At 73.5% G+C, this 25,641-nt stretch carries 20 protein-coding genes; 9 read left to right on the top strand and 11 right to left on the bottom strand.

Features of this window, described 5'->3' with window-relative positions; genetic code table 11:
- Positions 1 to 237: 237 nt before the first annotated feature.
- Positions 238 to 987 (top strand): RDD family protein, encoded by a 750-nt coding sequence (locus ACFP3V_RS06910; protein ID WP_380580861.1) that lies wholly within the window; start codon positions 238 to 240, stop codon positions 985 to 987.
- A 77-nt stretch (positions 988 to 1,064) separates the two neighbouring features.
- Here the strand turns inward: ACFP3V_RS06910 and purH are convergent, their stop codons facing one another.
- Both purH and purN read right to left on the bottom strand, forming a co-directional pair.
- On the bottom strand, positions 1,065 to 2,648 hold the full coding sequence (purH, locus tag ACFP3V_RS06905; protein WP_380580859.1) for a bifunctional phosphoribosylaminoimidazolecarboxamide formyltransferase/IMP cyclohydrolase: 1,584 nt from the start codon (positions 2,646 to 2,648) through the stop codon (positions 1,065 to 1,067).
- 68 nt (positions 2,649 to 2,716) lie between these two features.
- Positions 2,717 to 3,361 (bottom strand): phosphoribosylglycinamide formyltransferase, encoded by a 645-nt coding sequence (purN, locus tag ACFP3V_RS06900; protein ID WP_380580857.1) that lies wholly within the window; start codon positions 3,359 to 3,361, stop codon positions 2,717 to 2,719.
- Between the two features lie 279 nt (positions 3,362 to 3,640).
- Between purN and ACFP3V_RS06895 the strand changes: the two genes are divergently transcribed.
- On the top strand, positions 3,641 to 4,417 hold the full coding sequence (locus tag ACFP3V_RS06895) for a hypothetical protein (protein WP_380580855.1): 777 nt from the start codon (positions 3,641 to 3,643) through the stop codon (positions 4,415 to 4,417).
- Here the strand turns inward: ACFP3V_RS06895 and ACFP3V_RS06890 are convergent.
- Positions 4,401 to 5,720, bottom strand: coding sequence for a cell division protein PerM (locus tag ACFP3V_RS06890; RefSeq protein ID WP_380580853.1), 1,320 nt, complete (start codon positions 5,718 to 5,720; stop codon positions 4,401 to 4,403). The two genes, ACFP3V_RS06895 and ACFP3V_RS06890, sit on opposite strands and share 17 nt — an antisense overlap.
- 78 nt (positions 5,721 to 5,798) lie before the next feature.
- Here ACFP3V_RS06890 and ACFP3V_RS06885 point away from each other — a divergent pair, with 78 nt between their 5' ends.
- A complete protein-coding gene (locus ACFP3V_RS06885) occupies positions 5,799 to 6,791 on the top strand; it encodes a sigma factor-like helix-turn-helix DNA-binding protein (protein ID WP_380580851.1) in 993 nt (330 codons plus the stop codon).
- A 152-nt stretch (positions 6,792 to 6,943) separates the two neighbouring features.
- Here the strand turns inward: ACFP3V_RS06885 and sucD are convergent, their stop codons facing one another.
- Both sucD and sucC read right to left on the bottom strand, forming a co-directional pair.
- Complete coding sequence (gene sucD, locus ACFP3V_RS06880) at positions 6,944 to 7,825, bottom strand: succinate--CoA ligase subunit alpha (protein WP_380580849.1); 882 nt, start codon at positions 7,823 to 7,825, stop codon at positions 6,944 to 6,946.
- 17 nt (positions 7,826 to 7,842) lie between these two features.
- Complete coding sequence (gene sucC, locus ACFP3V_RS06875; RefSeq protein ID WP_380580846.1) at positions 7,843 to 9,021, bottom strand: ADP-forming succinate--CoA ligase subunit beta; 1,179 nt, start codon at positions 9,019 to 9,021, stop codon at positions 7,843 to 7,845.
- A 408-nt stretch (positions 9,022 to 9,429) separates the two neighbouring features.
- On the opposite strand from sucC, the gene ACFP3V_RS06870 reads away from it, so the two are divergent.
- Positions 9,430 to 9,939, top strand: coding sequence for an ATP-binding protein (locus ACFP3V_RS06870; protein ID WP_380580844.1), 510 nt, complete (start codon positions 9,430 to 9,432; stop codon positions 9,937 to 9,939).
- Here the strand turns inward: ACFP3V_RS06870 and ACFP3V_RS06865 are convergent.
- The 3 genes from ACFP3V_RS06865 to ACFP3V_RS06855 are packed head-to-tail and all read right to left on the bottom strand — an operon-like array spanning position 9,891 to position 14,662.
- Positions 9,891 to 11,024, bottom strand: coding sequence for a VWA domain-containing protein (locus ACFP3V_RS06865; protein ID WP_380580842.1), 1,134 nt, complete (start codon positions 11,022 to 11,024; stop codon positions 9,891 to 9,893). The genes ACFP3V_RS06870 and ACFP3V_RS06865 overlap by 49 nt on opposite strands.
- Complete coding sequence (locus ACFP3V_RS06860) at positions 11,021 to 13,516, bottom strand: DUF5682 family protein (protein WP_380580840.1); 2,496 nt, start codon at positions 13,514 to 13,516, stop codon at positions 11,021 to 11,023. The genes ACFP3V_RS06865 and ACFP3V_RS06860 overlap by 4 nt, the downstream gene beginning before the upstream one ends.
- Positions 13,517 to 13,570: 54 nt before the next feature.
- A complete protein-coding gene (locus ACFP3V_RS06855) occupies positions 13,571 to 14,662 on the bottom strand; it encodes an ATP-binding protein (RefSeq protein WP_380580838.1) in 1,092 nt (363 codons plus the stop codon).
- Between the two features lie 715 nt (positions 14,663 to 15,377).
- Here ACFP3V_RS06855 and ACFP3V_RS06850 point away from each other — a divergent pair.
- Positions 15,378 to 16,742: an SWIM zinc finger family protein gene (locus ACFP3V_RS06850; RefSeq protein WP_380580836.1), complete on the top strand. Its 1,365-nt coding sequence runs from the start codon at positions 15,378 to 15,380 to the stop codon at positions 16,740 to 16,742.
- Between the two features lie 13 nt (positions 16,743 to 16,755).
- Positions 16,756 to 18,237, top strand: coding sequence for a DUF5691 domain-containing protein (locus ACFP3V_RS06845; RefSeq protein ID WP_380580834.1), 1,482 nt, complete (start codon positions 16,756 to 16,758; stop codon positions 18,235 to 18,237).
- 783 nt (positions 18,238 to 19,020) lie between these two features.
- Here the strand turns inward: ACFP3V_RS06845 and ACFP3V_RS06840 are convergent.
- Complete coding sequence (locus ACFP3V_RS06840) at positions 19,021 to 19,428, bottom strand: cobalamin B12-binding domain-containing protein (protein ID WP_380580832.1); 408 nt, start codon at positions 19,426 to 19,428, stop codon at positions 19,021 to 19,023.
- 185 nt (positions 19,429 to 19,613) lie between these two features.
- Between ACFP3V_RS06840 and ACFP3V_RS06835 the strand changes: the two genes are divergently transcribed.
- Positions 19,614 to 20,402, top strand: coding sequence for an esterase/lipase family protein (locus ACFP3V_RS06835; RefSeq protein WP_380580830.1), 789 nt, complete (start codon positions 19,614 to 19,616; stop codon positions 20,400 to 20,402).
- Between the two features lie 129 nt (positions 20,403 to 20,531).
- Complete coding sequence (locus ACFP3V_RS06830) at positions 20,532 to 21,776, top strand: M23 family metallopeptidase (RefSeq protein ID WP_380580828.1); 1,245 nt, start codon at positions 20,532 to 20,534, stop codon at positions 21,774 to 21,776.
- Positions 21,777 to 21,828: 52 nt separating this feature from the next.
- On the opposite strand, the gene pcrA is transcribed toward ACFP3V_RS06830, so the two are convergent.
- Both pcrA and ACFP3V_RS06820 read right to left on the bottom strand, forming a co-directional pair.
- The gene (gene pcrA / locus ACFP3V_RS06825) at positions 21,829 to 24,327 is read right to left on the bottom strand and encodes a DNA helicase PcrA (RefSeq protein WP_380580826.1); all 2,499 of its coding nucleotides are present in this window, start codon (positions 24,325 to 24,327) and stop codon (positions 21,829 to 21,831) included.
- Between the two features lie 67 nt (positions 24,328 to 24,394).
- The gene (locus tag ACFP3V_RS06820) at positions 24,395 to 24,883 is read right to left on the bottom strand and encodes a low molecular weight protein-tyrosine-phosphatase (RefSeq protein WP_380580824.1); all 489 of its coding nucleotides are present in this window, start codon (positions 24,881 to 24,883) and stop codon (positions 24,395 to 24,397) included.
- Between the two features lie 71 nt (positions 24,884 to 24,954).
- Between ACFP3V_RS06820 and ACFP3V_RS06815 the strand changes: the two genes are divergently transcribed.
- A complete protein-coding gene (locus ACFP3V_RS06815; protein WP_380580884.1) occupies positions 24,955 to 25,503 on the top strand; it encodes an RNA 2'-phosphotransferase in 549 nt (182 codons plus the stop codon).
- Positions 25,504 to 25,641: the final 138 nt, after the last annotated feature.

Below are 25,641 nucleotides of genomic sequence, written 5' to 3'. Positions count from 1 at the left end.
GGCACGGACTGCACAGAAATGTAGGGATTTGGTGCTGGGCACGCATCGGTTGGGTTCCAGCAGCAGGTTCTCGCTGGACAGCTCAAGATCAAGACGGAACGATGGGCAACGGTAAAGAGACTGCCAAAGCAGTCGCAGGGGGCACGGGGGGTGGCTGTTCAGAGGCAACAAGGCGATATCCCACTGCGCTTCAGAAACCAACGTTCAGTCAGAAACCCTTCCTGCCCGGAGGCTTGAGTGTCCTACCCGCCCGACCCGAACAACCCCTACGCCCAGCCCCAGCCCCCGCAGGGCCAGCCCGGCTACGGCTACCCGCAGCAGGGTCAGCCGCAGTACGGCTACCCGCAGCAGGGCGGCGTGCCGCCGCAGGGCCAGCCGCAGTACGACCAGGCGGCCTACGGCTACCCCCAGCAGGGCGCCGTCCCGCCGCAGCCCGGTTACGACCCCTACGCCCAGCAGGCCGCCTACGGCTACCAGCAGCAGGGCGTGGCCGCGGCCGACACCGGCTTCGTCGCGCTGCCCACCGGCACGTTCCCGGTGGCCTCCTACGGCGCTCGTTTCGGCGCGCGTCTGCTGGACGGCCTGTTCGTCTTCGTGATCTACCTGGTCGTCTACTTCATCGGCCTCGCCGCCGTGTTCAGCAGCAGTGACAGCAGCAACGGGGGCGGCCTCGCCTTCGGCGTCATCTTCCTGCTGGACATCGTGATGGCCGCGCTGTTCCTGGCCTGGGACACCGTCTGGGTGGCCCTCAAGGGCGCCACGCCGGGCAAGATGATCCTGGGCCTGATGGTGGTGGACGAGCGCACCGGCGTGAAGCCGAACTTCGGCGGCTCCCTGGTCCGCTGGGGCTTCCCGGTCGGTCTGGGCATCTTCACCTGCGGCCTGGGCTCGATCCTGATCTACATCTCGCCCTTCTTCGACAACAGCGGCAAGCTGCGCGGCTGGCACGACAAGGCCGCGAACACCGTGGTCATCAAGGTCAAGTAAGGCCTGACCCAGAACAGTCGAGGCCCGCCTCCCCAACTCGGGGGAGGCGGGCCTCAGTTCGTCACCGCGTCAGCGGCTCAGTGGAAGAAGTGCCGGGTCCCGCTCAGGTACATGGTGACCCCGGCCGCCTTCGCGGCCTCGACCACCAGGTCGTCGCGGACCGAACCGCCGGGCTGGACCACGGCCTTGACGCCCGCCTCGGTCAGCACCTCCAGCCCGTCCGGGAAGGGGAAGAACGCGTCCGAGGCCGCGTAGGCGCCGAAGGCCCGCTCCCCCGCGCGCTGCACCGCCAGCCGGGCCGAGTCGACCCGGTTGACCTGGCCCATGCCGACGCCGACCGAGGCGCCGTCCTTGGCCAGCAGGATCGCGTTGGACTTGACGGCCCGGCAGGCCCGCCAGGCGAAGGCCAGCTCGGCCAGCTCCGCCTCGCCCAGCGCCTCGCCGCTGACGAGCTGCCAGTTCTTCGGGTCGTCGCCCTCGGCGTCGATCCGGTCCGCCTGCTGCAGCAGCAGACCGCCGGTGACCGGGCGGGTCTCCACCCGGGACAGCACCGGGGTGCCCTGGAGCAGCCGGATGTTCTTCTTCTGCGACAGGATCTCGACCGCGCCCTCCTCGTAGGAGGGGGCGAACACGACCTCGGTGAAGATCGGGGCGATCTGCTCGGCCAGCGCCACGGTGACCGGGCGGTTGACGGCGATGACCCCGCCGAACGCGGAGACCGGGTCGCAGTCGTGCGCCTTGCGGTGGGCCTCTGCGACGTCCTTGCCGACGGCGATGCCGCAGGGGTTCGCGTGCTTGATGATCGCGACGCAGGGCTCGTCGTGGTCGTAGGCGGCGCGGATCGCGGCGTCGGTGTCGGCGTAGTTGTTGTAGGACATCTCCTTGCCGTGCAGCTGCTCGGCGGAGGCCAGCCCGGTGCCGCTGCCGTCCACGTAGAGCGCGGCGGCCTGGTGCGGGTTCTCGCCGTAGCGCAGCACGTTCTCGCGCTGCCAGGTGGCGCCGAGGAAGGCGGGGAAGCGCTCCTCGTCGGCCGGGGCGTACTGGCTGGAGAACCAGGAGGCGACGGCCACGTCGTAGGCGGCGGTGTGCGCGAAGGCCTCGCCGGCCAGGCGCTTGCGGGTGGCCAGGTCGAAGCCGCCCTGGGCGACCGCCTGCAGCACGTCGGCGTAGCGGGCCGGGCTGGTCACCACGGCCACCGAGGGGTGGTTCTTGGCGGCGGCGCGGACCATGCTCGGGCCGCCGATGTCGATCTGCTCGACGCACTCGTCGGGGCTCGCACCGGAGGCGACGGTGGCCTGGAACGGGTACAGGTTCACCACGACCAGGTCGAAGGGCGCGACGCCCAGCTCCTCCAGCTGCGCGCGGTGGGACTCCAGGCGCAGGTCCGCCAGGATGCCCGCGTGCACGCGGGGGTGCAGGGTCTTGACGCGGCCGTCGAGGCACTCGGGGAAGCCGGTCAGTTCCTCGACCGGAGTGACCGGCACGCCCGCGCCGGCGATCTTCGCCGCGGTGGAGCCGGTGGACACCAGCTCGACGCCGGCCTCGTGCAGGCCCTTGGCCAGCTCCTCGAGGCCGGTCTTGTCGTAGACGCTGACGAGCGCCCGACGGATGGGTCGTACGTTCTCGGAGGTGGGCGTGGGCTGGTTGCTGCCGCTGCTCATTACCGAATTCCTATCGCAATGCGCCGGCAGGATGACCACCCCGCCGCCGCGGTTGATGTGAGGTGGTGCTACTGACCGGGGATCAGGACCCTTCGCCCTTCGACGCGGTAGCCCTCGCGGGCCATCCGTCCCACGGCCTCGACGAGCAGTTTCCGCTCGACGGTCTTGATGCGCTCGTGGAGCGCGTCGCCGCCGTCCTCGTGGTCCGAGTCGGCGACCTCCACGACGCCCTGCGCGATGATCGGCCCGGTGTCGACGCCCTCGTCCACCAGGTGGACGGTGCAGCCGGTCACCTTGACCCCGTACGCGAGCGCGTCACGGACCCCGTGCGCGCCCGGGAAGGACGGCAGCAGGGCCGGGTGGGTGTTGACGATGCGGTGGGCGAAGCGCTCCATGAAGGAGGCGCCCAGGATCTTCATGAAGCCGGCGGAGACGATCAGGTCCGGCTCGAACGCGGCGGTCGCGCCGGTCAGCGCGGCGTCCCAGTCCTGGCGCAGCGCGTAGTCCTTGACCCGGTGCACGAAGGTGGGGACGCCCGCCTTCTCGGCCCGCTCCAGGCCGGCGATGCCGTCGCGGTCCGCGCCCACGGCGACGATCCGCGCCCCGTAGGCGGGGTCGGCGGCCGCGTCGAGGAGCGCCTGGAGGTTGGTGCCGGAACCGGACACCAGGACGACCAGCCGCGCGGGAGCGGCGGCGGGACTGATCAGGGCCACTGCGAGGTCCTCCGTCGGGGTGGCAGGCGCGGGGTGTCATCCTGTGACCGGCATCCGCGTCCGCGAAGCTCGGACGGGAACCTCTGCGGCCGCCCGTCCGTCAGCAACGATACCGGCACCGGCAAGCGCCCGGTCCTCCGGACCGGACCCGACGGGGCCCCGGCCGGGGCGGAGAATGAGAGGGTGTCCCTGGCAGGTCCCCGGTCAGGACCCTGCGGAACAGGCACCGAACGGTCGAGAAGCACGAGAACCCGAGAAGCAGCGGAGTATCCGGACACCATGGCCCACAGTGGCGACACCCCCGGTCAGCGGCGGGACCCCTTCGCTCCCCCGCCCGCAGGCGCACCGGACCAGCCGTGGCGTCCGCGCGGGTCCGCCGGCTCCCCCGAGGACGGCGGCAGCGGCGAACGGCCCGAGCAGCCCGGCACCGGCTCCCCGCAGGACGGCGCTCCGCGCCCGCCGCAGGCCCCCACGCCGACCCCGCCGGAGCGCGGGCACGCGCACGTGCCGCCGCCACACCCGTGGAGCCCCGGCTACCAGGGCCAGCAGCCCCGCTTCCCCTACCCTCCGCCGCAGCAGCCCCGCTTCGACCCCAGCGACCCGGTGCAGCGGCGGGCACGGTACGCGCTGCTCGCGGGCATGTGGAGCATCTTCTTCTTCATCCTGGGCGTCCCCTACGTGACGCTCCTGCTCGCTGCGCTCGGCGTCTACTGGGGCGTCAGTTCCCTTCGGGGAAAGGCGAAGACGCCCGCCTCCGCGCTCACCGGCGGTGCGCCGGTCCCGCCCGTGGCGGCCCCGCAGGGTCCGGTGCCGGGGCACTTCTACCCGGTGCCGCCGACCGAGTACAAGCCCCAGGCCCCCGCCGCGACGGGGGGCCTCATCGCGGGCGTGCTGGGACTGGTGCTGGTGGCGGTCGTCTTCGGCCTGCAGCTGTACTACAAGTCCTTCTACGACTGCCAGACGCACGCCCCGACCAAGGCGGCGTACAACGCCTGCGCCACCTCCGTCACTCCCCGCCCGCCCCACTGGCTCGTCAAGCTCAACGCGTCGGGCTGAGCGGCAGGCTCCGGCCGCGCCGCCCCCGTCGGGTCTGGACCCAGTGCGAGAGGGTGGCCGTGGGGACGGCGGCCGCGAAGGTCCATCCCGCTGCGGCGGCGCCGCTGAGGAGCGGGTCCGGGCCGACATGTGACAGGGCGTCAGTGCCGAGGACGCCGCCGGCCAGGAGGGTGGCGGCGGCGGTGCAGGCTCCGGCCACCAGGGCGGACGCGAGAGCCGCCTGCAGCGTGCGCACGAACCCGTCCGTCCCGCGCAGGAACCAGCCCGCCGTCAGGCCGGGCGCCAGTGCCAGGGCCAGCGCCGCGCAGCCCGCCGCCGAGCGGCCGGGCGCGGGGGCGGCCACCAGCAACGGCAGCGCCAGCGGAGGCAGTTGAGCCGCAGACCACGCGTACGCGTGGGCCCCCACCCCGAGGGAGAAGCCCGGGCCCAGGGCGTAGGACGCGCCCCACACGGCCGCGTTGGGAACCAGGGCCAGGCAGGTCAGCAGCAGCGCCAGCTGTCCGGGCACGTCGGGGGCCAGTTGCGCGGCCTCCGACCCGGCCGTGCCGCCGCTGAGCACGAGCCCGGCGAGCAGGACCAGGCCGCCCGCGCCCAGCAGGGCCAGCGCGGCGGCGAGACCCGCGCGGGCACCCTCGGCCCGGGGCCAGCGCGCCCACTGGGCACGGAAACCGAAGGCCCACCGGCTGGGCCTGCCCTCGATCCCGGCCTGCTCCCCCTGCTCCTCCTGCTCCACACCCACCGCCCAGATGCCCAGGTACTGTCCCCAGCCCCGGACCACACGGGCGGCATCGGTCAGCGGCCGCCACTCCGCCCCACTCCCGGCGCGGACACCGAGGATCACCGTCGGCGGGATGACGAGCAGCATCCAGACCAGGTCGGCGAACGGACGGGCCCGGATCCCACCGCCGTCGGCGGCCAGCGCGGCCGCCGCGCCGACCGCGAGGTAGCCGGACGCGATGGCGCACGCCGCGGAAGCCGGACGACCGGCGTCCTGCCCGGCCCGACGCGCGGTGCGCCAGAGCAGGGTCAGTACCGCCGCGGTGACCAGCAGCGGGGCCACTCCCAACGGCGCGCCGGCGCGGCCGAGCGGTCCGCCGTGGGCCAGCAGCCACAGGCAGGCGGCCAGATGCAGCACATCGCCGAGGCCGCCGCCCGCGTACGGCGTCACCAGCCAGAGCAGGAAGAGCGGCAGCGCCAGCAGGGTGATCCCGGCCCCGGCCGCGCCCGCCCCGGCGGCGACGGCGGTCAGCTGCGCGGGTGCGCGCAGCGCTCGGACCGGAGCGGTGGACTGGGTTTCGGCCATGCCTCACCATGCGCCCGCGCCACACCCGTTCCGCCTACAAACATGGCAGTTGTCACTCTTTGCCCGAACAATTCGTATATGCAGACAAGCGCCCGTGAGGCCTTCGACGCCCTCGAACTCGACGCCACCGCCCGGCTGACCTGGCAGACCTACCTGCTCACCGGCCACCGGCACCGCGCCGCGCACTGCGTCCGGCGTGCCTTCCAACTGGCGTGGAACAACTGGGCGGTGGTGGGCGCGGACTCCTCGCCCGAGGGATGGGTACGGGCGCGGGCGATGGAGCTGGCGCTCTCCCCCTGGCATCGCGGTGGGCCGCGCATGCAGCACCTGCTGCGCCTGCCGCACCGTCAACTCCGCGTCCCCGACGACACGCCGGGCCACCTCGGCCTGCGGGACCGGGCCCTGGTCCGCGCCCTGTTGCGGCTCCCCCGGCCGCAGCGGCACGCGCTGGTGCTCCACGACGTCGTCGGCCTGGACTGGAAACAGACCGCGACCGAGGTCGAGTCCAGCACGCCCGCGGCGTACGGCCGGGTGGCCCGGGCCCGGAGGCAGCTCGCGCGGAGCGTGCCCGCGCTGGTCGGTGACGACCCGTCAAGCGCGGGCTTCGGGCGCAGGCTGGGCGCCCAGGCCCGGGCTGCGGCGATCCGCAGCTGCGGCGCGGAGCCGCGGAACGTGCGTCCCGCCCGGACGCGGATGCGGGCGAGGCTGCACGACGGCGGACTCACGGTGGCGGCGGCCGTGCTCGTCCTCGGCACGGTGGGCGCGATCGCCGGCGCGACCGCGGACGGTGGCTCCTTCGCTCGCGAGGCCCCGGTACGGGCCACGCCGGCCTCGCCCACGTCGGCCCCGACCTCAACATCCCCGGCGGCCGTGACCGCGGCCCGGGTGGGCGGCGGAACGCCCGCGCGCGGAGCGGCGGCGGAGGCGCCCGCCGAGGTCGCGGACCCGGGCCTGTGGCAGCGGGCGGCGTTCCCGGCGACTCCGCTGCGGGTGCCGAGCCGCGCGGCTGACCGCGCAGCGCCGGCCTGGTCCTTCTGCGGCCTCTTCGCGATCCCCTGCGGCCACCACTGACCGGTCCGGCCCGCGCCACTGGCCGGTCGACCGCAAAAGCACGAGAGGTCCGCCCCCGCGTGGGGACGGACCTCCGTGGAGGGCTGGTGCGGCCCGGAGGGCGCTGCCGCTGACAGGCCGTCAGCAGCTCAGCGACTCGGTGTGCCGACGAATCAGCCGATCAGCTCACGGGCGAGCCGGGCGGTCTCGGACGGGGTCTTGCCGACCTTGACGCCCGCGGCCTCCAGGGCCTCCTTCTTCGCCTGCGCCGTGCCGGAGGAGCCGGAGACGATGGCGCCGGCGTGGCCCATGGTCTTGCCCTCGGGCGCGGTGAAGCCCGCCACGTAGCCGACGACCGGCTTGGTGATGTGCTCCTTGATGTACGCCGCCGCGCGCTCCTCCGCGTCGCCGCCGATCTCGCCGATCATGACGATCAGGTCGGTGTCGGGGTCGTCCTGGAAGGCCTGCAGGGCGTCGATGTGCGTGGTGCCGATGACCGGGTCGCCACCGATGCCGACGGCCGAGGAGAAGCCGATGTCGGACAGCTCGTACATCATCTGGTAGGTCAGCGTGCCCGACTTGGACACCAGGCCGATGCGGCCGGCCTTGGTGATGTCCGCCGGGATGATGCCCGCGTTGGACTGTCCGGGGCTGATCAGGCCGGGGCAGTTCGGGCCGATGATCCGGGTCTTGTTGCCCTTGGCGCCCGCGTGGGCCCAGAACGCGGCGGTGTCGTGCACCGGCACGCCCTCGGTGATCACGACGGCCAGCGGGATCTCGGCATCGATGGCCTCGACGACCGCGCTCTTGGTGAACGCCGGCGGGACGAAGATGACGGAGACGTCGGCGCCGGTGGCCTCGATGGCCTCCTTGACGGTGCCGAAGACGGGGACCTCGGTGCCGTCCACGTCGACCGTGGTGCCGGCCTTGCGCGGGTTCACGCCGCCGACGATGTTCGTGCCCGAGGCCAGCATGCGGCGGGTGTGCTTCATGCCCTCGGAGCCGGTCATGCCCTGGACGATGACCTTGGAGTCCTTGGTGAGGAAGATAGCCATTTCGGTGTCCCCAGCCCTTACTTCGCAGCCGCGAGCTCGGCGGCCTTGTCGGCCGCTCCGTCCATGGTGTCCACCTGCTGGACCAGCGGGTGGTTCGCGTCGGTCAGGATCTGACGACCCAGCTCCGCGTTGTTGCCGTCCAGGCGGACGACCAGAGGCTTGGTGACCTCCTCGCCCTTGGACTTGAGCAGCTCCAGGGCCTGCACGATGCCGTTGGCCACGGCGTCGCAGGCGGTGATGCCACCGAAGACGTTGACGAAGACGGAGCGCACGTCCGGGTCGCCCAGGATGATCTCCAGGCCGTTCGCCATCACCTCGGCGGAGGCGCCGCCGCCGATGTCGAGGAAGTTGGCGGGCTTGACGCCACCGTGGTTCTCGCCGGCGTAGGCGACGACGTCCAGGGTGCTCATGACGAGACCCGCGCCGTTGCCGATGATGCCGACCTCGCCGTCGAGCTTGACGTAGTTGAGGCCCTTGGCCTTGGCCGCGGCCTCCAGCGGGTTCGCGGCGGCCTTGTCGTGCAGCTCCTCGAACTCGGGGTGGCGGAACTCCGCGTTCTCGTCCAGGGAGACCTTGCCGTCCAGGGCCAGCACATCACCGGAGGCGACCTTGGCCAGCGGGTTGACCTCGACCAGGAGGGCGTCCTCCTTGACGAAGACCTCCCACAGCTTCACCAGGACGTCGGCCACCTTGTCGGCGACCTCGGCCGGGAACTTGGCGGCGGCGACGATCTCGGCGGCCTTCTCGGCCGTCACGCCCTCGTTGGCGTCGATCGGGGTCTTGGCGACGGCCTCGGGACGCGTGGCCGCGACCTCCTCGATCTCCATGCCGCCCTCGACGGACGCGATGGAGAGGAAGGTGCGGTTGGCCCGGTCCAGCAGGAAGGAGACGTAGTACTCCTCCACGATCTCCGGAGCGGTCTCCGCGATCATCACCTTGTGGACCGTGTGGCCCTTGATGTCCATGCCCAGGATGTCCGTCGCACGGGCGACGGCCTCGTCCGGGGTGGCGGCCAGCTTGACGCCGCCCGCCTTGCCACGGCCACCGACCTTGACCTGCGCCTTGACGACGGACTTGCCGCCCATGCGCTCGGTCGCCGCACGCGCGGCCTCCGGCGTGTCGATGACTTCGCCGTCCAGCACCGGTACACCGTGCTTGGCGAAGAGATCCCTCGCCTGGTATTCGAACAGGTCCACGCGCGTCCGTCCTTGTGATCGCGTCTGCTTCTCTACCCCGCGTGCCGCACTACGCCTGCGGCGCAGCGCACCGCTGGTGGTCGTCGTGGACGGAGGAGGTACGCCCGGCCGACTCGGAAGTCCGGCCCGGCGGGCACCTTCGCTACGGGGATCACACGGCGGCGTGGCACGCGGTATGTCCATCCCGCAGGTTATCCCTGTCGGCGGCGGCGTGTTTCACCCGCAGGCCCCGATCACCCGGTGATTACGGTCACAACCCCCCGGTAGGGCCAGTGCCGGGAGTCCGAACGGGTCGGCGACCCGCCCGGCCGGAGACACGCCCGAAGGGGCAGTTTCCGGCGTTTTCGGTTGCGGAGCCGCCCATGGTCGGAGAGTGTGAGATACGTAACGGACTCGTCACAGTAGGTAATGATGTACAGAGTCGGCAGTGGGCTCCGCAGCGACCGGGACCTGAGCCACGCCCGCACGGCATGGCCCATGGACCGGCAGGCCGCCGCGACCTTTCCCGGCGTGCCCGCCTCGGTGAGCCGGGCCCGCCGCTTCGTCCGGATCACCGCGGCCATGTGGAAGCTCCCCTCGGAGGCCGAGGGCGACGCCGAGCTGTGCATGTCGGAGCTGGTCGGCAACGCCGTCACGCACACCAGCAGCTCCCGGCTGAACGTCCGGATGTGGAGCGCCCGGGGGATGCTCTTCGTCGAGGTGGACGACGAGGACCGGCGCGACCTGCCCCAGGTCGGCCAGGCCGGAGAGGACGACGAGCACGGCCGGGGGATGTTCCTGATCGACACCTTCGCCGCCGCCTGGGGGACCGTGCCCCGGATGGGCCGGGGCGGCAAGACGGTCTGGGCCGCCCTGCCGCTGACGGACCGTCAGGCCGTGGCCGCGGTCCCCTCCGGTATCGGCAGCGGCAGCTTCTGAATCGCCGCCGCCATCAGCTCCGGGAACAGGTCCGGAGTGCAGGCGAAGGCCGGAGCGCCGAGTGCGGCGAGCGCCGCGGCGTGCTCGCGGTCGTACGCCGGGGCCCCCTCGTCGGACAGCGCGAGCAGGGCGATGAACTGCACGCCCGCCGCCTTCATCGCGGCCACCCGCCTGAGCATCTCGTCCCGGATGCCGCCTTCGTACAGGTCGCTGATCAGCACGACGACGGTGTCGGCGGGACGGGTGATCCTCGACTGGCAGTAGGCGAGCGCCCGGTTGATGTCGGTGCCGCCGCCCAGCTGGACGCCGAAGAGCACGTCCACCGGGTCGTCCAGAGCGTCGGTGAGGTCCACCACCTCGGTGTCGAAGGCGACCAGACGGGTCGTCAGGGACGGCATGGAGGCCAGCACGGCCCCGAAGACCGAGGAGTGCACGACGGACGCCGCCATGGACCCGGACTGGTCGATGCAGAGGATGACCTCCTTCTTGACGCTGCGTCCGGCGCGGGCATAGCCGACCAGGCGCTCGGGGACCACGGTGTGCTGTTCGGGGAGGTAGTTCTGCAGATTGGCGCGGATGGTGCGGTCCCAGTCGATGTCCCGGTGCCGGGGGCGGTGGGTGCGTGCGCTGCGGTCCAGCGCGCCGCCGACGACGGAGCGGGTCCGGGTGGCGATGCGCCGCTCCAGCTCCGCGACGACCTTGCGGACGACGGCGCGGGCGGTCTCCCGGGTCGTCTCCGGCAGCGCCCGCCCGAGCGAGAGCAGCGTGCCGACCAGATGCACGTCCGGTTCGACGGCCTCGAGCAGCTCGGGCTCCATCAGCAGCCGGGTCAGCCCGAGCCGGTCCACCGCGTCGCGCTGCATCACCTGCACGACGCTGGACGGGAAGTAGCCCCGGATGTCCCCGAGCCAGCGCGCGACCTTGGGGGCGGAGCCGCCGAGGCCGGCGCTGCGCTCGCCGTAGAGGCTGCCCAGCGCCCGGTCCATGCCCGCGTCCGCGCCGGTGAGCTGGACACCGGTGCCGTCCTGCTCGCCGCCCAGCACCAGCCGCCAGCGGCGCAGCCGCTCCTCGGTGTCCGCGCTCATGCCCCGATCCTTCCGTCGCCGCTGCGGTTGCCGTAGCCGTAGCCGTTGCTCACGGCTGTGGGGGTGCCGGGACCGAGAAGCAGTCGCACGGTGGCGACGGCCGGCGCGGCACGGGTCTCGTCGATGTCGAACTCGTCCTGGGCGGAGGGCGGGTGACCCTCGCCGCCGGCCCGCACCAGGTGGCCGACGTTGCGCCGGACGCCTGGCTCCAGCTGGGCGAAGGTGCGCCGGAGGAGCGGCAGCAGCTCGGGGAAGGCCCCGGCCGGGATGCCGACGAGCCAGTCGTCCAGAAGGGAGAGCAGCTTGCGGTCGTGCAGCAGGAGCATGCCGCTCCCGGCGAGGAAGCCCTCGATCCACGCCGCTGCCTCGGCGGGCGGCACCGCCGTCGACAAGGCGAGCCCCAACTCCCGCTGCGCCTCCTCCGGTTCGAGCAGCCCGTCGTCGAGCAGCAGCCGCGCCGCACGCCCCCGCACCAGCGGCGCCGCCAACTCCCGCCCCACCAGCCCGCGCAGCGCGGCCCGCCACTGCGTGGCGACGGTGGAGGCTGTGGCGGAGGCGACGAGTCGGCCACCGGCCGGACGATCCGTTGATGCCTCCGGCGCCTCCGGCGCCCCAAGCCCCGTCCCCTCGTCCCCGGTCATGTTCGGCCAAGCCCCGCCCGGCGCTGGTGCAGCCGCGTCCCCGCCTTCCACGCCGGCGTGCGGCGAAGCCGCGGCCGCGGACGGGGCTGGATCGGGAGCCGGGGGATCAGAGCGGGTGGGGGCCAGCAGAGCGATGGCGGCGTGGACGGCGGTGAGGTGGGCGGCCATGGTGCGGGACGCGTCGGCGTCCAGGTTGCCGGAGGCCACCGGGAGGGAGACACAGAGGCGGACCGCCAGTGACTCGGCGAGCCCGCGCAGCGAGGACGCGTCGGTGCCGCGGACGTCGCCGTAGCGCAGGGCCCGGACCAAGGCCGGGAGCGCCTGGGCCAGGTGGGCGGCGTCGGAGTCCAGCGCCGCGCGGTCTCCCAGCGCCGTGATGACCACGGGCAGCGCCTCGGGCAGGTCCGCCAGCAGGCAGGCCTCGGCAAGCGCGGTGAGCTCCGGCAGATCCGCGGCCTCGGCCGCACGGGACGCGGCTCGCGCCGTCGCCGCGGCGAGCACCGTCGTCCCCCAGCCGCCGGCCTCGGCCGTCCGCACCGCCAACTCCGGGTACCAGCACAGCTTCCAACTCTCCCGGAAGGTCCCGGTGCTGCCACGCTCCGGACGGGCCGGCTGCCCCCAGTCGATGCCGAGCAGCAGCAGCCGGTGCAGCAGCCGGCTGCGTTCCGCGTCGGTCTCCTTCCGCAGGTCCAGGTCGAGTGCTCGCTCCGCGGCCTCCGGCCGCAGCCGCAGGGCGCGCTGAGCCCGCGTCAGGTCCCGCTGCAGCGGGACCGCCGGCGCCGCTTCGGGCACCTGGCCGAGCACGTCCCCCACCACCAGCCGGTCGAGCACCAGGCCCAGCGGGACGTCGGAGCCCTCGCACATCACCGCGCGGACCGCGTCCAGCGTCTCGACGAGGCCGGCCAGCGGGCGGCCCCGCATCGCGGCGAGCGCCTCGGCCAGCCGGACCGACTCGATCACGTGGGCCGAGGAGACCGACACGTCCTCGCTGCGCAGGAGTTCGGCCACGCGGGCGAGCCAGCGGGGCAGCACGTCCGGGCCCGACTCGAAGAGGTGCTGGTACCAGCCGGGTGAGGCGATGCCGGCGCCGTAGCCGGAGGCGGCCGAGAGCCGCCCGTGTGTCCACGGCACCCAGGTGAGCTCCACCTTCGCCTTGGGCAGACCCTTGAGCCGTTCCGCGTCCTGCGCCACCGGGACCTTCGCGGCCAGCGCGGGGACGTGCCACGCACCGCAGACGACGGCGATCCGCTGGTGCCCGGCCCGCCGGGCCGCGCGCAGTTGCTTGCGCATGAACGCCTCGCGGCGGACGTCCGACGGTTCGTCGGCCCGGCCCTCGCGGAGCGTCGCCATCGCCTCGGCGAGTGCCGCGAAGGGGGCCAGGACGTTCCCCTGAGCGCCGAGCCGGTGCTCGACCGCGTCCTCCCACCAGCGCTCGGAGTCCTCGTCCCCGGCGGCGCGGGCGAGTTCGGCGATCGGGTCGGTGCGGTCGGCGGCCGACCCCTCGGGCGGCAGCACCAGGCTGTGCGCGGCCGGAAGGTCGATGAAGCGGACCGGCACGCCGGCGTCCAGGGCCCAGCGGATCGCGACCCACTCCGGCGAGAAGGCGGCGAAGGGCCAGAACGCGGCCCGCGCCGGCTCGTCCACGACGTGCGCCAGCAGGGCGACGGGCGGGGCCATGTCCGGCTCGGCGGCGAGCGGCAGCAGCGCGTCGGCCTCGGGCGGCCCCTCGATCAGCACGCAGTCGGGCCGGTAGGCGGCGAGCGCGGCGGCGACGGCCCGCGCGGAGCCTGGCCCGTGGTGGCGCACTCCGAGCAGGGCGACGGGCGGCGCCTCAGGGAAGGTCTGGCTCAAGGCCCTTGCTCCTCTCTTCTCGGTCGGCGGTCGGTGGTCGGCGGACGGCAGGGCTCACACGTGCTCGCGGCAGCTGCGGTAGAAGTCCTTCCAGTCGTCCCGCTCGCGGACGACGGACTCCAGGTACTCGCGCCAGATCTGACGGTCCGTCGCCGGATCGCGCACCACCGCACCGGTGATCCCGGCCGCGACGTCCGCAGGGCGCAGCACACCGTCCCCGAAGTGCGCGGCGAGCGCCAGCCCGTTGGTGACGACGGAGATGGCCTCGGCGGTGGAGAGGGTGCCGGACGGCGACTTCACCTTCGTCCGTCCGTCGTCCGTGACGCCGTCGCGCAGCTCGCGGAAGACGGTGACGACGCGCCTGATCTCAGCCACCCCGCTGGGCAGTTGCGGCAGCTCGAGCGAGCGGCCCAACTCCTCGACCCGGCGCGCGACGATGGCCACCTCGTCGTCCAGGGACGCGGGCAGCGGCAGGACGACCGTGTTGAAGCGGCGGCGCAGTGCCGAGGAGAGGTCGTTGACGCCGCGGTCGCGGTCGTTGGCGGTGGCGATGAGGTTGAAGCCGCGGACCGCCTGGACCTCCTCGCCCAACTCCGGTATGGGCAGCGTCTTCTCGGACAGAATGGTGATCAGACTGTCCTGCACGTCGGCCGGGATGCGGGTCAACTCCTCGACGCGGGCGGTCTTCCCGTCCGCCATGGCCCGCAGCACCGGACTGGGCACGAGCGCCTCGCGGCTGGGCCCCTCGGCGAGCAGCCGGGCGTAGTTCCATCCGTAGCGGACGGCCTCCTCCGCGGTGCCGGCGGTGCCCTGGACCAGCAGCGTCGAGTCCCCGCTGATCGCTGCCGCGAGGTGCTCGGAGACCCACGTCTTGGCGGTGCCGGGCACGCCGAGCAGCAGCAGCGCCCGGTCGGTCGCCAGGGTCGTGATCGCGACCTCGACGACGCGGCGGGGGCCGACGTACTTCGGACTGATCACCGTGCCGTCCGGCAGCGTGCCGCCCAGCAGGTACGTGGCCACGGCGTGCGGCGACAGCCGCCACCGCGCCGGCCGCGGCCGCTCGTCGGCAGCGGCGAGGGCGGCCAGCTCGTCGGCGTAGGCGTCCTCGGCGTGCGGACGGAGGGGCGTGCTGATGCTTGCGGACATGGTTCTCCTCAGGCAGGTGTCGCCGTGTCTGACGGCAGCTCAGGGATGCGGAGAGTGGCCCGAACCAGCGATTCGCTGTCGGCAGGAACCACTCTGCACCCGACCACTGACAGAACCCGGCCCCCATCGCCGCCCGCTGGTCCCACCGCCGCTCCCAGGGCGCGAAGCGCCGGCCCGGCACGGGCCGGCCCGCGGCGCGAAGCGCCCTGGCGGCGCGGCGGGGCCACCCCCGCGCGGGCCGCGCGAGAGCGTTGGGGCCGCTCCCATCACGCCGAACAGACCAGGGCCGACCAAAGCACCCGCAGGGGTACGGGGCCCACCGCACGCGAAAACACCGGAGGCGGCGGGGCCACTGCCGCGCGGGCCGCGCGAGAGCCTTGGGGCCGCTCCCATCACGCCGAACGACCACGGCCGCACAAAGCACCCGCAGGGGTACGGGGCCCACCGCACGCGAAAACACCGGAGGCGGCGGGGCCCCAGGCGCGTGAAGCGCCAAGGTGCCGCTGGTCCATGGCCGCGCGAAGCGCGTCGAGGATGACCGGGGCCCCACGGCCGGGCCAAGCGCCAAGGGGCGGGAGGTCAGCGACATGTGCGGCTCCGCCGCAGGTGCGCTCTCGGCCCACCCCCGGGGGGTCCTGTACCGGACGCGGGCGGATCCACCCAGGGTCCGGCCGCCCACCCGCAACTGTCAGTGGGGCGGCCTACCTTCAAAGGCATGAACGATCGCTGGACTACCGATCACGTTCTCTCCCTCTCCCCTGACGCCACGTCAGCGAAGGCCGCGGGCAAGCTCGTCGGTCCCGCGCCGTGGGCCGAGGTGGGTTGCGCCGAAGGCGCCCTGTGGGGTGCCTGCAAGGGCAGCGGGAGCAAGCCCTACCGCACCGTGGTGGACCTCACCGGGCCGGCCTTCCACTGCAGTTGCCCGTCCCGCAAGTTCCCCTGCAAGCACGCCCTCGCCCTNACCGTGGTGGACCTCACCGGGCCGGCCTTCCACTGCAGTTGCCCGTCCCGCAAGTTCCCCTGCAAGCACGCCCTCGCCCTGCTGCTGCGGTGGTCCGCCGAGGGCGCGCCGGCCGCCGAGCCGCCCGAGTGGGCGGCCGGCTGGCTGGAGGGGCGACGGCAGCGCGGTGAGGCGAAGGCCGCCAAGTCCGCCGACCCCGGACGCCGCGCCGCTCGCGAGGCCCGGGTTGCCGCCGGCGCGGCCGAGCTGCGCAGCCGGCTCGCGGACGGGCTCCGCGCCGGGCTGGCCGACGCGCCCGCGCAGGGGTACCGGCCCTGGGACGCCGTCGCGGCCCGCATGGTCGACGCCCAGGCTCCCGGACTCGCCTCGCGGGTGCGGGAGTTGGGCGCGATATCGGCGAGCGGGGAGGGCTGGCCGGGCCGCCTGCTGGAGTCCTACGCCCTGCTCGACCTGCTCGCCGCAGGCTACGAGCGCGTGGCGGAGCTGCCCGAAGGGCTGGCCGCGACGGTCCGGTCCAGGGTCGGTTTCACCACCGACAGCGCCGAGGTGCTCCAAGGGGTTCGGGTCCGCGACCACTGGCTGGTGCTCGGCTCCCGCGACTCCGCGGACGACCGGCTGACGACCCGTCGGATCTGGCTGCACGGCAGCGCCACCGGGCGGATCGCCCTGCTGCTCTCGTTCGGCCGGCCGGGGGTCGCGCCGGATCTCGCACTGCCCACCGGCCTGCACCTGGAGGCCGATCTCGCCTACCACCCCGCCGCCCGGCCGCTCCGGGCCGTACTCGGCGAGCGCTACGGCGCTCCCAGCACGCCGCCCGCGCCCCCGCCGGGCGCCTCCGTGGACGAAGCGCACGCTGCCTGGGCCGAGGCGCTGGCGGACGACCCCTGGCTGGACTCCTGGCCGGTGGTCCTCCAGGGCGTCACCCCCGTTGCGGCGTCCGGCCGTTGGCACGTCACCGACGCCACCGGATCGGTCCCCTTGCTCGGCTCGCCCTGGCTGCCCGCCGCGGTCTCCGCCGGAGAGCCGCTGACGCTGTTCGGGGAGTTCGGGCCGGACGGCTTCACCGCCGTCACCGCCTGGCATCCCCAGTCCGCCTACCCCCGCGCCGTCGCGCTCTGATCCCGGAGGCATCGTGACCTGGCAGTCCCTGCTCTCGACCGCGCTCGTCGGCACCGACCGCACCGGGGAGGCCGCCGCCCGGCCGCTGGCCGCGGCGGCCGAGGCGACCGTGCGCCGCCGCGCCGGACGCCGTCCGGGGCCGCCCCTGCCGCTGCCCGCCACGTCGGCCGCAGATGCCCGCCCGGAGCTGCCGGAGGCGGCCCGGCGGCGCCTGACCGCCCTGCTGGCCGAGCGGCGGGGCGGCGATCCCACGCTGGTCAGCATGGGTGAGCTGCTCCCCCAGTGGCTGGCCGCCGCCCGTGGCCACGGATACCGCGCGCCGCGCGAATCGGTGCCCGCCCTGCTGGACGCGGGCCGCGCTCGCAGCGAACTGCGTGCCGACGTCGTGGCACTGGCCGGCCCGCTCGGCCGCCGCCTGGCGGAGGCCAACCCCGACTGGCGCTACGTGCTGCGCACGGCGGTGAGCGACGCGGACGCCGGGGTGGAGCCGGACCTGACGCTGTGGCAGGAGGGCCTGTTCGCCGAGCGGGTGACCCAGCTGACCCGGCTCCGCCGCCGGGACCCCGGGGCAGGTCTGGAGCTCCTGCGCAGCACGTGGCGGAGCGAGCGCGCGGAAGACCGGCTGCTGTTCCTGGACGCGCTGCAGGACGGCCTCTCCTTGGCCGACGAGCCCTTCCTGGAGGAGGCCCTGTCGGACCGGGCCAAGAACGTCCGCACGACCGCCGCGGAGCTGCTCTCCGCCCTGCCCGGCTCCGCGCTGTCGCTGCGCATGGCGGACCGGGCGAGCGCCTGCGTCCGGCTGACCGGCACGGTGGGCGCCCCGCTGCTGGAGGTGGAGCCGCCCCGTGAGTGCGACACGGCGATGCGCCGGGACGGCATAGCGCCCACGTCACCGACGGGGCGTGGGGACCGCGCCTACTGGCTGGGCGAGATCGTCGCAGCGGCGCCGCTGTCGGTGTGGACGGAGCAACTCGGCTCGGCGGAGCGGATGGTCGCGGTCCCGGTCGCCGGGGAGTGGCGCGCCGAGCTCCACGACGCCTGGGCCCGGGCCGCGGTCCGCCAGGCGGACGCGGCCTGGGCGCACGCGCTGCTCAACGGCCCGACGGAACCGGCCGTGGGAACGGCCGCGAAGCTGCTGACGGTGCTGCCCCCGGAACAGCGGGCCGCCTGGACCGCGCGGTTCCTGACGGAGCACGGGCTCGCGGACGCGTTCCAGCTGCTGGTGCCGTGCACGGCGCCGTGGCCGCGCGAACTGAGCCAGGCAGTCGTCTCCGCGCTGGCCCGCGCGGCCCGGCGGGGCGGCTATCCGTGGAGCCACAGCGGCGTCCTGGGCCTCGCGGAACGCTCGCTCGCGCCGGAAACGGCCCCACTGATCGACGAGCTGGGTGAAGCCGGCTCCGCGGCCTGGGCGGAGATCTTCGCCAACCTCGCCGGCACGCTGCGCCTCCGCGCGACGATGCTCTCCGAACTGAGCCCGGCCCCCTGTGACCGTTGAGAGGGTACTGCCCGGCCAAGCACCCGCGCCGTGAGGCGGCGCAGCCGCCCAGGCTCGCGCTGGCACCCCCGGCCGGCATGCGGCTCAGCCGTCAGGCCGCGCAGCTGCCCGCGCCAGGCGCGGATGGCACACCCGAGCGACCCGGCCTCCCGCCGGGCACAGCGGGCCCCAGGGCACACTCCCCCCACCGCCCGGCATAACGCCCGGCCCCACGGCTCAGCCGTCAGCCGGCGCAGCCGCCAGCGCCAGGCGCGGATGGCAGTCCACAGCGGCCACGCCCCGCCGCAGGGTGCCGCAAGCCGCCAGGGGCGCGCTCAGCCCGACCGCCCGGCATAACGCCCGGCGCACGGCTCAGCCGTTGGTCGGCGCAGCCGCCAATGCCAGGGGTGGATGGCAGCCCGAGCGGCCTGACGCCCCGCAGCCGGGCGGCGCAAGCCGCCCGGGGCAGGTGTGGCCGTGTCGAGCGGCCTATCGCCCCCTGGGCGACGCAGCCGCCAGGGGTGCATGGGGCAACCCCGTCGGGCGGCGCAAGCCGCCCGGGGCGCGGGGAACTGCGCGAGGAACCCACCACCCAGGGAGGTCCGGCCCGCACTCAGCGTCGAACCCCCCTCAGTGGGGGCTGGTCGCGCAGTTCCCCGCGCCCCCGGCGGCTACGCCGCCCGGCGGCTGCGCCTCGCTGGGCTGGGCGGCTGCGCCGCCTGACCGGGGCCGTGCCGGGTTGCCGGCACGGGGGACACGCGCGCCCCACCGGGTCGGCGGGTACAGGGGCGGGAAGGGGTGCGGCTACGCCGCCTGGCGGACGTGGCCCTCGACCCAGGCCACGACGTCCGTCGTCGGCGTGCCGGGGGTGAAGATCTCGGCGACGCCGAGATCCTTCAGCAGCGGGATGTCGGCGTCAGGGATGATGCCGCCGCCGAAGACCACGATGTCCGCCGCGTCGCGCTCCTTCAGCAGCTCCACCACCCGCGCGCACAGCGTCATGTGCGCGCCCGAGAGGATCGACAGGCCGATGCCGTCCGCGTCCTCCTGGATCGCGGTGTCGACGATCTGCTCGGGCGTCTGGTGCAGGCCGGTGTAGATGACCTCCATGCCCGCGTCGCGCAGGGCGCGCGCGATGACCTTCGCGCCCCGGTCGTGGCCGTCGAGGCCCGGCTTCGCGACGACCACCCGGATCGGCCCGGACACACCCATCACTGCCTCCTGCACTCCACTGCTACGACCCTGTAGTTAACCGGCGTTCCCACCGTGCGCTGAGCTGGAGACTAGCGCCAGCGGAGCCGGAAATCCGTTTCACGGGGGCAGGCGAGGGGAGAATCACATCTGAGCGAACGTCAGCTCCGTGCCGACAGCGCCGCGGAGCCCTGGGGAGGTCTCCCGTGAGCATCCCTCTCTGCAGCAGCGGCCTCGCCCTCGCCCGCTGCGCGGGCCTGGAGTCCGCCGCACTCGCCGGGCACGTGCTGATGTACCCCGTCGGGCTCCACGGCGGCGACTGGCCGCTGCGCCGGCCGCACTGCCTGCACGAGGAGGCGGCCAGGCACCACCCGGTGATCCTGCTGCACGGGCTGTTCGACAACCGCGCGGTCTTCACGCTGCTCCGGCACCACCTGCGGGTGCACGGCTGGGACCACGTGCACAGCCTCAACTACAACTCGCTCGCCCTCAGCCTGCCCGAGGCCGCCGCCCTGCTCGGCCGGCATGTGGAGCACACCCGCAGGGTGTACGGCGGGGCCCGGGTGGCCCTGGTCGGACACAGCCTCGGCGGCCTGGTCGCCCGCTACTACGTGCAGCGGCTCGGCGGCGACGCGCATGTGCACACCGTGGTCACGGTGGCCACCCCGCACCGCGGGACGCTGGCCGCACACCTGCTCCAGCCGCTGCCGATCGTTCGACAGCTGCTCCCGGGCAGCGCGGTGCTCGAGGAACTCCAGCGGCCCGCGCCCGGCTGCGCGACGCGCTTCCTGTCGATCTGGAGCGACCTCGACCCGGTCATCCTTCCGCAGCACAGCGCACGCTTGGACCATCCGGATCTGCTGGCGGAGAACGTGCTGGTGCCCGGGGTCGGGCACCTCTCCCTGCCGATGCACGGCGCCGTTCTGGCCCGCATCCGCGAGGCGCTCACCCCCACGCCGGAGGCCGCCGCGGGCCCTGCGGCGGAGGTGGCCTGACACCTCGTCAGCATGACTGATCGGACAAGTAGTACCTAGCCTGACAGTTCGGTCGTTCGCTTGTATCCGGTCCTGGGGCGGGGATACAGTCACCGCAATTTCCTGCTGTCGAGGTGGATAGGGACTCCCGTGACCACTGACACCAGTTGGTACGGCTACGAGACCCTGGCCCAGCCGGATCCCGGGTACGCCTACCAGTACGACCCGGTGACGCAGCAGTACACGTACGTCCCCGTCGGCTTCGCCCCCGAGCAGGACCCCTACGCCGCGGCTCAGGGGTACGACTCCGCCTACGCCTACGGCTACGACGCGTCCGTCTACGCGTACCCGGTGCCGGAGCAGTACCAGGGCGGGCCGCAGTACGACGGCTACTCCCAAGTCGCTTGCTACGACCAGCAGTTCGCGGCGATGCCGGCGTCCGGCCCGGGGGCCGTCTGGGCGGAGGCCGTACCGTCCTACGCGCCGGAGGACGCCGCCGGATTCGGCGACGGCGCCGAGTCGACCTCCCTCCTCGACCCGTCCGTCCTGCTTCTCGACCACACGACGGCCGACCCGTCCGACGCGCACGACCCGGCCGACCCGGCCGACGCTTTCGACGCGGACGCCGACGAGCAGGACGAGGCCGAGCAGAGCGCCGACCAGCCGGACGCCGACCAGCCGGACCTCGGACCGCGTGCCGCGCGGCGCCGCTCCGCGCCGCGCAAGCGGAGCACGCTGCTGAAGGTGGGCGTGCCCTCGGTCGCCTTCCTCGGCATGGCCGGGACCGCTGCCGCGGTCATGGCCCCGGCCGGCTCCTCCACGGCCTCGGCCGCCTCCGCATCGGCCGCCACCCAGGCCAACAGCGCGGCCTCGGCGAAAGCCTCCGCCCTGGCGGCCTCAGCCGCGCAGGCCGCGGCGGAGCGGGCCAGCCGGGACCAGCAGCGCACCGCGCTGCAGCTGCGCCAGGCCGCCGCGAAGAAGAAGGCCGCCGAAGCGCCCCGCTACACCCTGCCGATCGCCTTCCACACCGGCCTCAGCGCGCTGTTCGGCCAGGCCGGCACCCACTGGAGCCGCCTGCACACCGGCATCGACTTCCCGGTCAGCGTGGGCACCCCCGTACACGCCGTCACCGCCGGCACAGTGACGACGGAGTGGAACCCGTTCTACGGCTACATGGTGAAGCTCACCGCCCCCGACGGAACGGTCACCTGGTACTGCCACCTCAGCCGCTACAAGGTCCGCAGCGGCAAGGTGAACGTCGGCGACGTGATCGCCTACTCCGGCGACACGGGCAACTCCACCGGCCCGCACCTGCACTTCGAAGTGCACCCCGCCGGCGGGGACGCCATCGACCCGCTCCCCTGGCTCCTCGCCCACGGGCTCGACCCGCGCTGAGGCGGTCGCCCCCGCCGGAGATGGCAGCCCCGCAGCGGGGGCTGCCGACCCGTCAGAGCTTCTCCACCGGCGCGTAGCGCAGCAGCAGCTGCTTGACGCCTTCTCCGCCGAAGTCGATGGTCGCCTTGGCGTCGTCCGCCGGGCCGGAGACCGACACGACCGTGCCGAGGCCGAAGCGGTCGTGGGTCACCCGGTCGCCGACGTTCAGCGTGATCACGGGCTTGTCCCGCATCCTGCTCGCGCTCTTGCCCCACCCCGCCGGTGCCGAGGCGCGGCTGCCCGTCATCCGCGAGGAGACCGGGCTCGGGGCCGACGCGGACGCGGCCCGCCGCGTCTCGACGAGGTTCTCCGGGATCTCCTCCAGGAACCGCGAGGGCGGGTTGTAGGAGGGCTGCCCCCACGCGCTGCGCAGGACCGCCCGTGAGAGGTAGAGCCGCTCGCGCGCCCGGGTCACGCCGACGTACGCGAGCCGCCGCTCCTCCTCCAGCTCCTTGGCGTTGCTCAGGGCCCGCATGTGCGGGAAGACGCCGTCCTCCATGCCGGTCAGGAAGACCACGGGGAACTCGAGGCCCTTGGCCGTGTGCAGGGTCATCAGCGTGATGACGCCGCGGCCCTCGCCTTCCGGGTCGTCCGGGATCTGGTCGGAGTCGGCCACCAGCGCCACCCGCTCCAGGAAGCCCGGCAGGCCGGTCTGCGCCGGCTCGCCGTCCGGGCCCTCGACCGGCTCCTCCTGCTCGAACTCCAGTGCCACGGCGGCGAGTTCCTGCAGGTTCTCCACCCGCGTCTCGTCCTGCGGGTCCGTCGACGCCTGGAGCTCCGCCAGGTAGCCGGTCTCCTCGAGCACCGCCTCCAGCACGGCAGCGGGGCCGGCCCCGCCCTCGACCACGCCGCGCAGCTTGGCCATCAGGTCGTTGAACTTCTTCACCGCGTTGACCGAGCGCGCGGCCATGCCGTAGGCCTCGTCCACCCGTTCCAGCGCCTGGGCGAAGGAGATCCGCTCGCGCACCGCCAGCGCCTCGATCATCGCCTCGGCCCGCTCGCCGATGCCCCGCTTGGGCACGTTGAGGATCCGGCGCAGCGGCACGCTGTCCTCGGGGTTGGCCAGCACCCGCAGGTAGGCCAGGACGTCCCGGACCTCCTTGCGCTCGTAGAAGCGGACGCCGCCGACGACCTTGTAGGGCAGGCCGACGCGGATGAACACCTCCTCGAACACACGGGACTGGGCGTTGGTCCGGTAGAACACCGCGACGTCGCCGGGCCTGGCCTCGCCCTGGTCGCCGAGCCGGTCGATCTCGTCGGCGACGAACTGCGCCTCGCCGTGCTCGTCGTCCGCCGCGTAGCTGACGATCCTGACGCCCTCGGCCCCGGCCGTCCACAGGTTCTTCTTGCGCCGGTTGGTGTTCCGCTCGATCACCGAGTTGGCCGCCGAGAGGATCGTCTGCGTGGAGCGGTAGTTCTGCTCCAGCAGGATCGTCGTCGCGTTCGGGTAGTCCTCCTCGAAGTCGAGGATGTTGCGGATGGTCGCGCCGCGGAAGGCATAGATGGACTGGTCCGCGTCACCGACGACGCACAGCTCGGCCGGCGGGATCTGCGCCAGGCCCGCCTCGGCCGGGTTCACGAACTCGCCGTCCACCGTCAGCTTCGGGCCCTGCCCGGCCGCGCCGCCGCTGAGTTCACGGACCAGCATGTACTGGGCGTGGTTGGTGTCCTGGTACTCGTCCACCAGGATGTGCCGGAACCGGCGGCGGTAGTGCTCGGCGGCCTCGGGGAAGGCCTGGAGCAGGTTGACCGTCGTCATGATGATGTCGTCGAAGTCCAGCGCGTTGGCCTCGCGCAGGCGGCGCTGGTAGAGCGCGTAGGCCTCGGCGAGCTTGCGCTCCATCGGGTTCTGCGCCTGGGCCGCGTAGGTCTCCTCGTCGATGAGCTCGTTCTTGAGGTTGGAGACCTTGGCGGTGAAGGACTTCGGCGGGAACTGCTTGGGATCCAGGTCGAGGTCGCGGCAGACGAGGGCCATCAGGCGCTGCGAGTCGGCCGCGTCGTAGATCGAGAAGCTGGAGGTGAAGCCGAGCCGCTTGCTCTCCCGGCGCAGGATGCGGACGCAGGCGCTGTGGAAGGTGGACACCCACATCGCCTTGGCTCGCGGGCCCACCAGCGCCTCGACGCGCTCGCGCATCTCTCCCGCGGCCTTGTTGGTGAAGGTGATCGCCAGGATCTCGCCCGGCTGCACGTTGCGGGCGGCGAGCAGGTAGGCGATCCGGTGGGTGAGCACCCGGGTCTTGCCCGAGCCCGCGCCCGCGACGATGAGCAGCGGCGAGCCCGAGTGCATGACCGCCTCGCGCTGCTGCGGGTTCATCCCGTCCAGCAGCGTCTCCGGGTCCGCCACCGGGCGCGGCGAGCCGTTGCCGTAGTACTGCTGCTGGAAGCTCTCGCCGAACAGGTCGGCCGGGAGCTCCTCCTCGTAGGGGAACTCGTCCTCGACGGGAGGGGGCGCGGAGCCCTCCTCCGGCGCGTCCAGGCCGGGCAGGGGAATGTCGTCAAAGAGGCTGCTCATCGCTGACGAGTCTAGAACCGCCCGCCGACACTCCGGTCCGGGTTCGGCAAGCCCGGGCGGCGGCACCTCACAGACGCCGGCGCACCTCGTCCACGAGGCCGTCGGCGGCCGCCTCGCAGAGCTTGAGCGTCTCCTCGAAGTCCTCGACGCCCCCGTAGTAGGGGTCGGGCACGTCCAGGTCGTCGCCGGCCCCGGCGGCGGGGTCGAACGAGCGGAACAGGCGGATCTTCGCGGCCTCCTCCCGGGTGCGCGCGAGCCGTCGCAGCTCCCGCTCGTGGCCCCGGTCGAGGGCGATCACCAGATCCCGGGTCGCGAACCACTCGGGCCGGAACTGACGGGCCGTGTGCTCCGCGCCGTAGCCGGCCTCGCGCAGCACCCGCTCGGCACGCGCGTCGGCGCAGTCGCCCTCGTGCCAGGAGCCGGTCCCGGCGCTGTCCACGACGACCCGGTCCGCCAGCCCGGCGTCCACGAGCCGCTCCCGCAGGACGTGCTCGGCGATGGGCGAGCGGCAGATGTTGCCCGTGCAGACGAAGCAGATGCGCACCATGCGCCCCATGATCCCCGATCGGCCCGGAAAACCCGGCGACAGCGGGCCCCGGGCTCCCTACCGTCGTGCGCATGGATTCCATGGACCGAAAGATGCTGGTGAAGACCTCCAAACGGCTGTCCCTGATCCTCCGTCACCATCCGGAATCGGTGGGGCTGACGCTGGATCCGGCGGGCTGGGCCGAGGTGGAGGCGCTGCTCGCCGCGCTCGGCGGCCGGGTCAGCCGGTCCGAACTCGACGCGGTGGTGGCCGGCAACGACAAGCAGCGCTTCGCCTTCGACGAGACGGGCACGAGGATCCGGGCCAGCCAGGGGCACACCGTGCCGGTGGACCTCGGCTACGCGGAGGCCGAGCCCCCGGCGGTGCTCTTCCACGGCACGCATCCCGGTGCGCTCGACGCCGTCCTCCGCACCGGACTCGCCCCGATGACGCGGCACGACGTGCACCTCTCGGCGGACGTGGACACAGCCCGGCGGGTGGGCGCGCGCCGCGGGCGCCCCGTGGTCCTGGAGGTGGACGCGGCGGGGATGCGGGCCGCCGGGGCGCGCTTCCGGGTGAGCGCCAACGGCGTGTGGTTGACGGAGGCGGTGCCGCCGGAGTTCCTGCGCGTGATCGGATCGTCGGACTGAATCGCTGACGATCTGTCAAACGGTCATTTCCGAAAGCGGGATGGGCAAGAACGGCAACCGGAGCGACAGGTTCCGTATTCTTCCGGTCAGCCTCGTCAAGCTCAGGACTCCCGCCACTCCCACGGGGCTAGCGTCGCC

It is taken from the genome of Streptacidiphilus monticola (assembly GCF_042658505.1).
Classification (GTDB): domain Bacteria; phylum Actinomycetota; class Actinomycetes; order Streptomycetales; family Streptomycetaceae; genus Streptacidiphilus; species Streptacidiphilus monticola.
The sequence above is the reverse complement of the archived record's forward strand: the minus strand, read 5'-3'. Positions and strand labels throughout refer to the sequence as shown.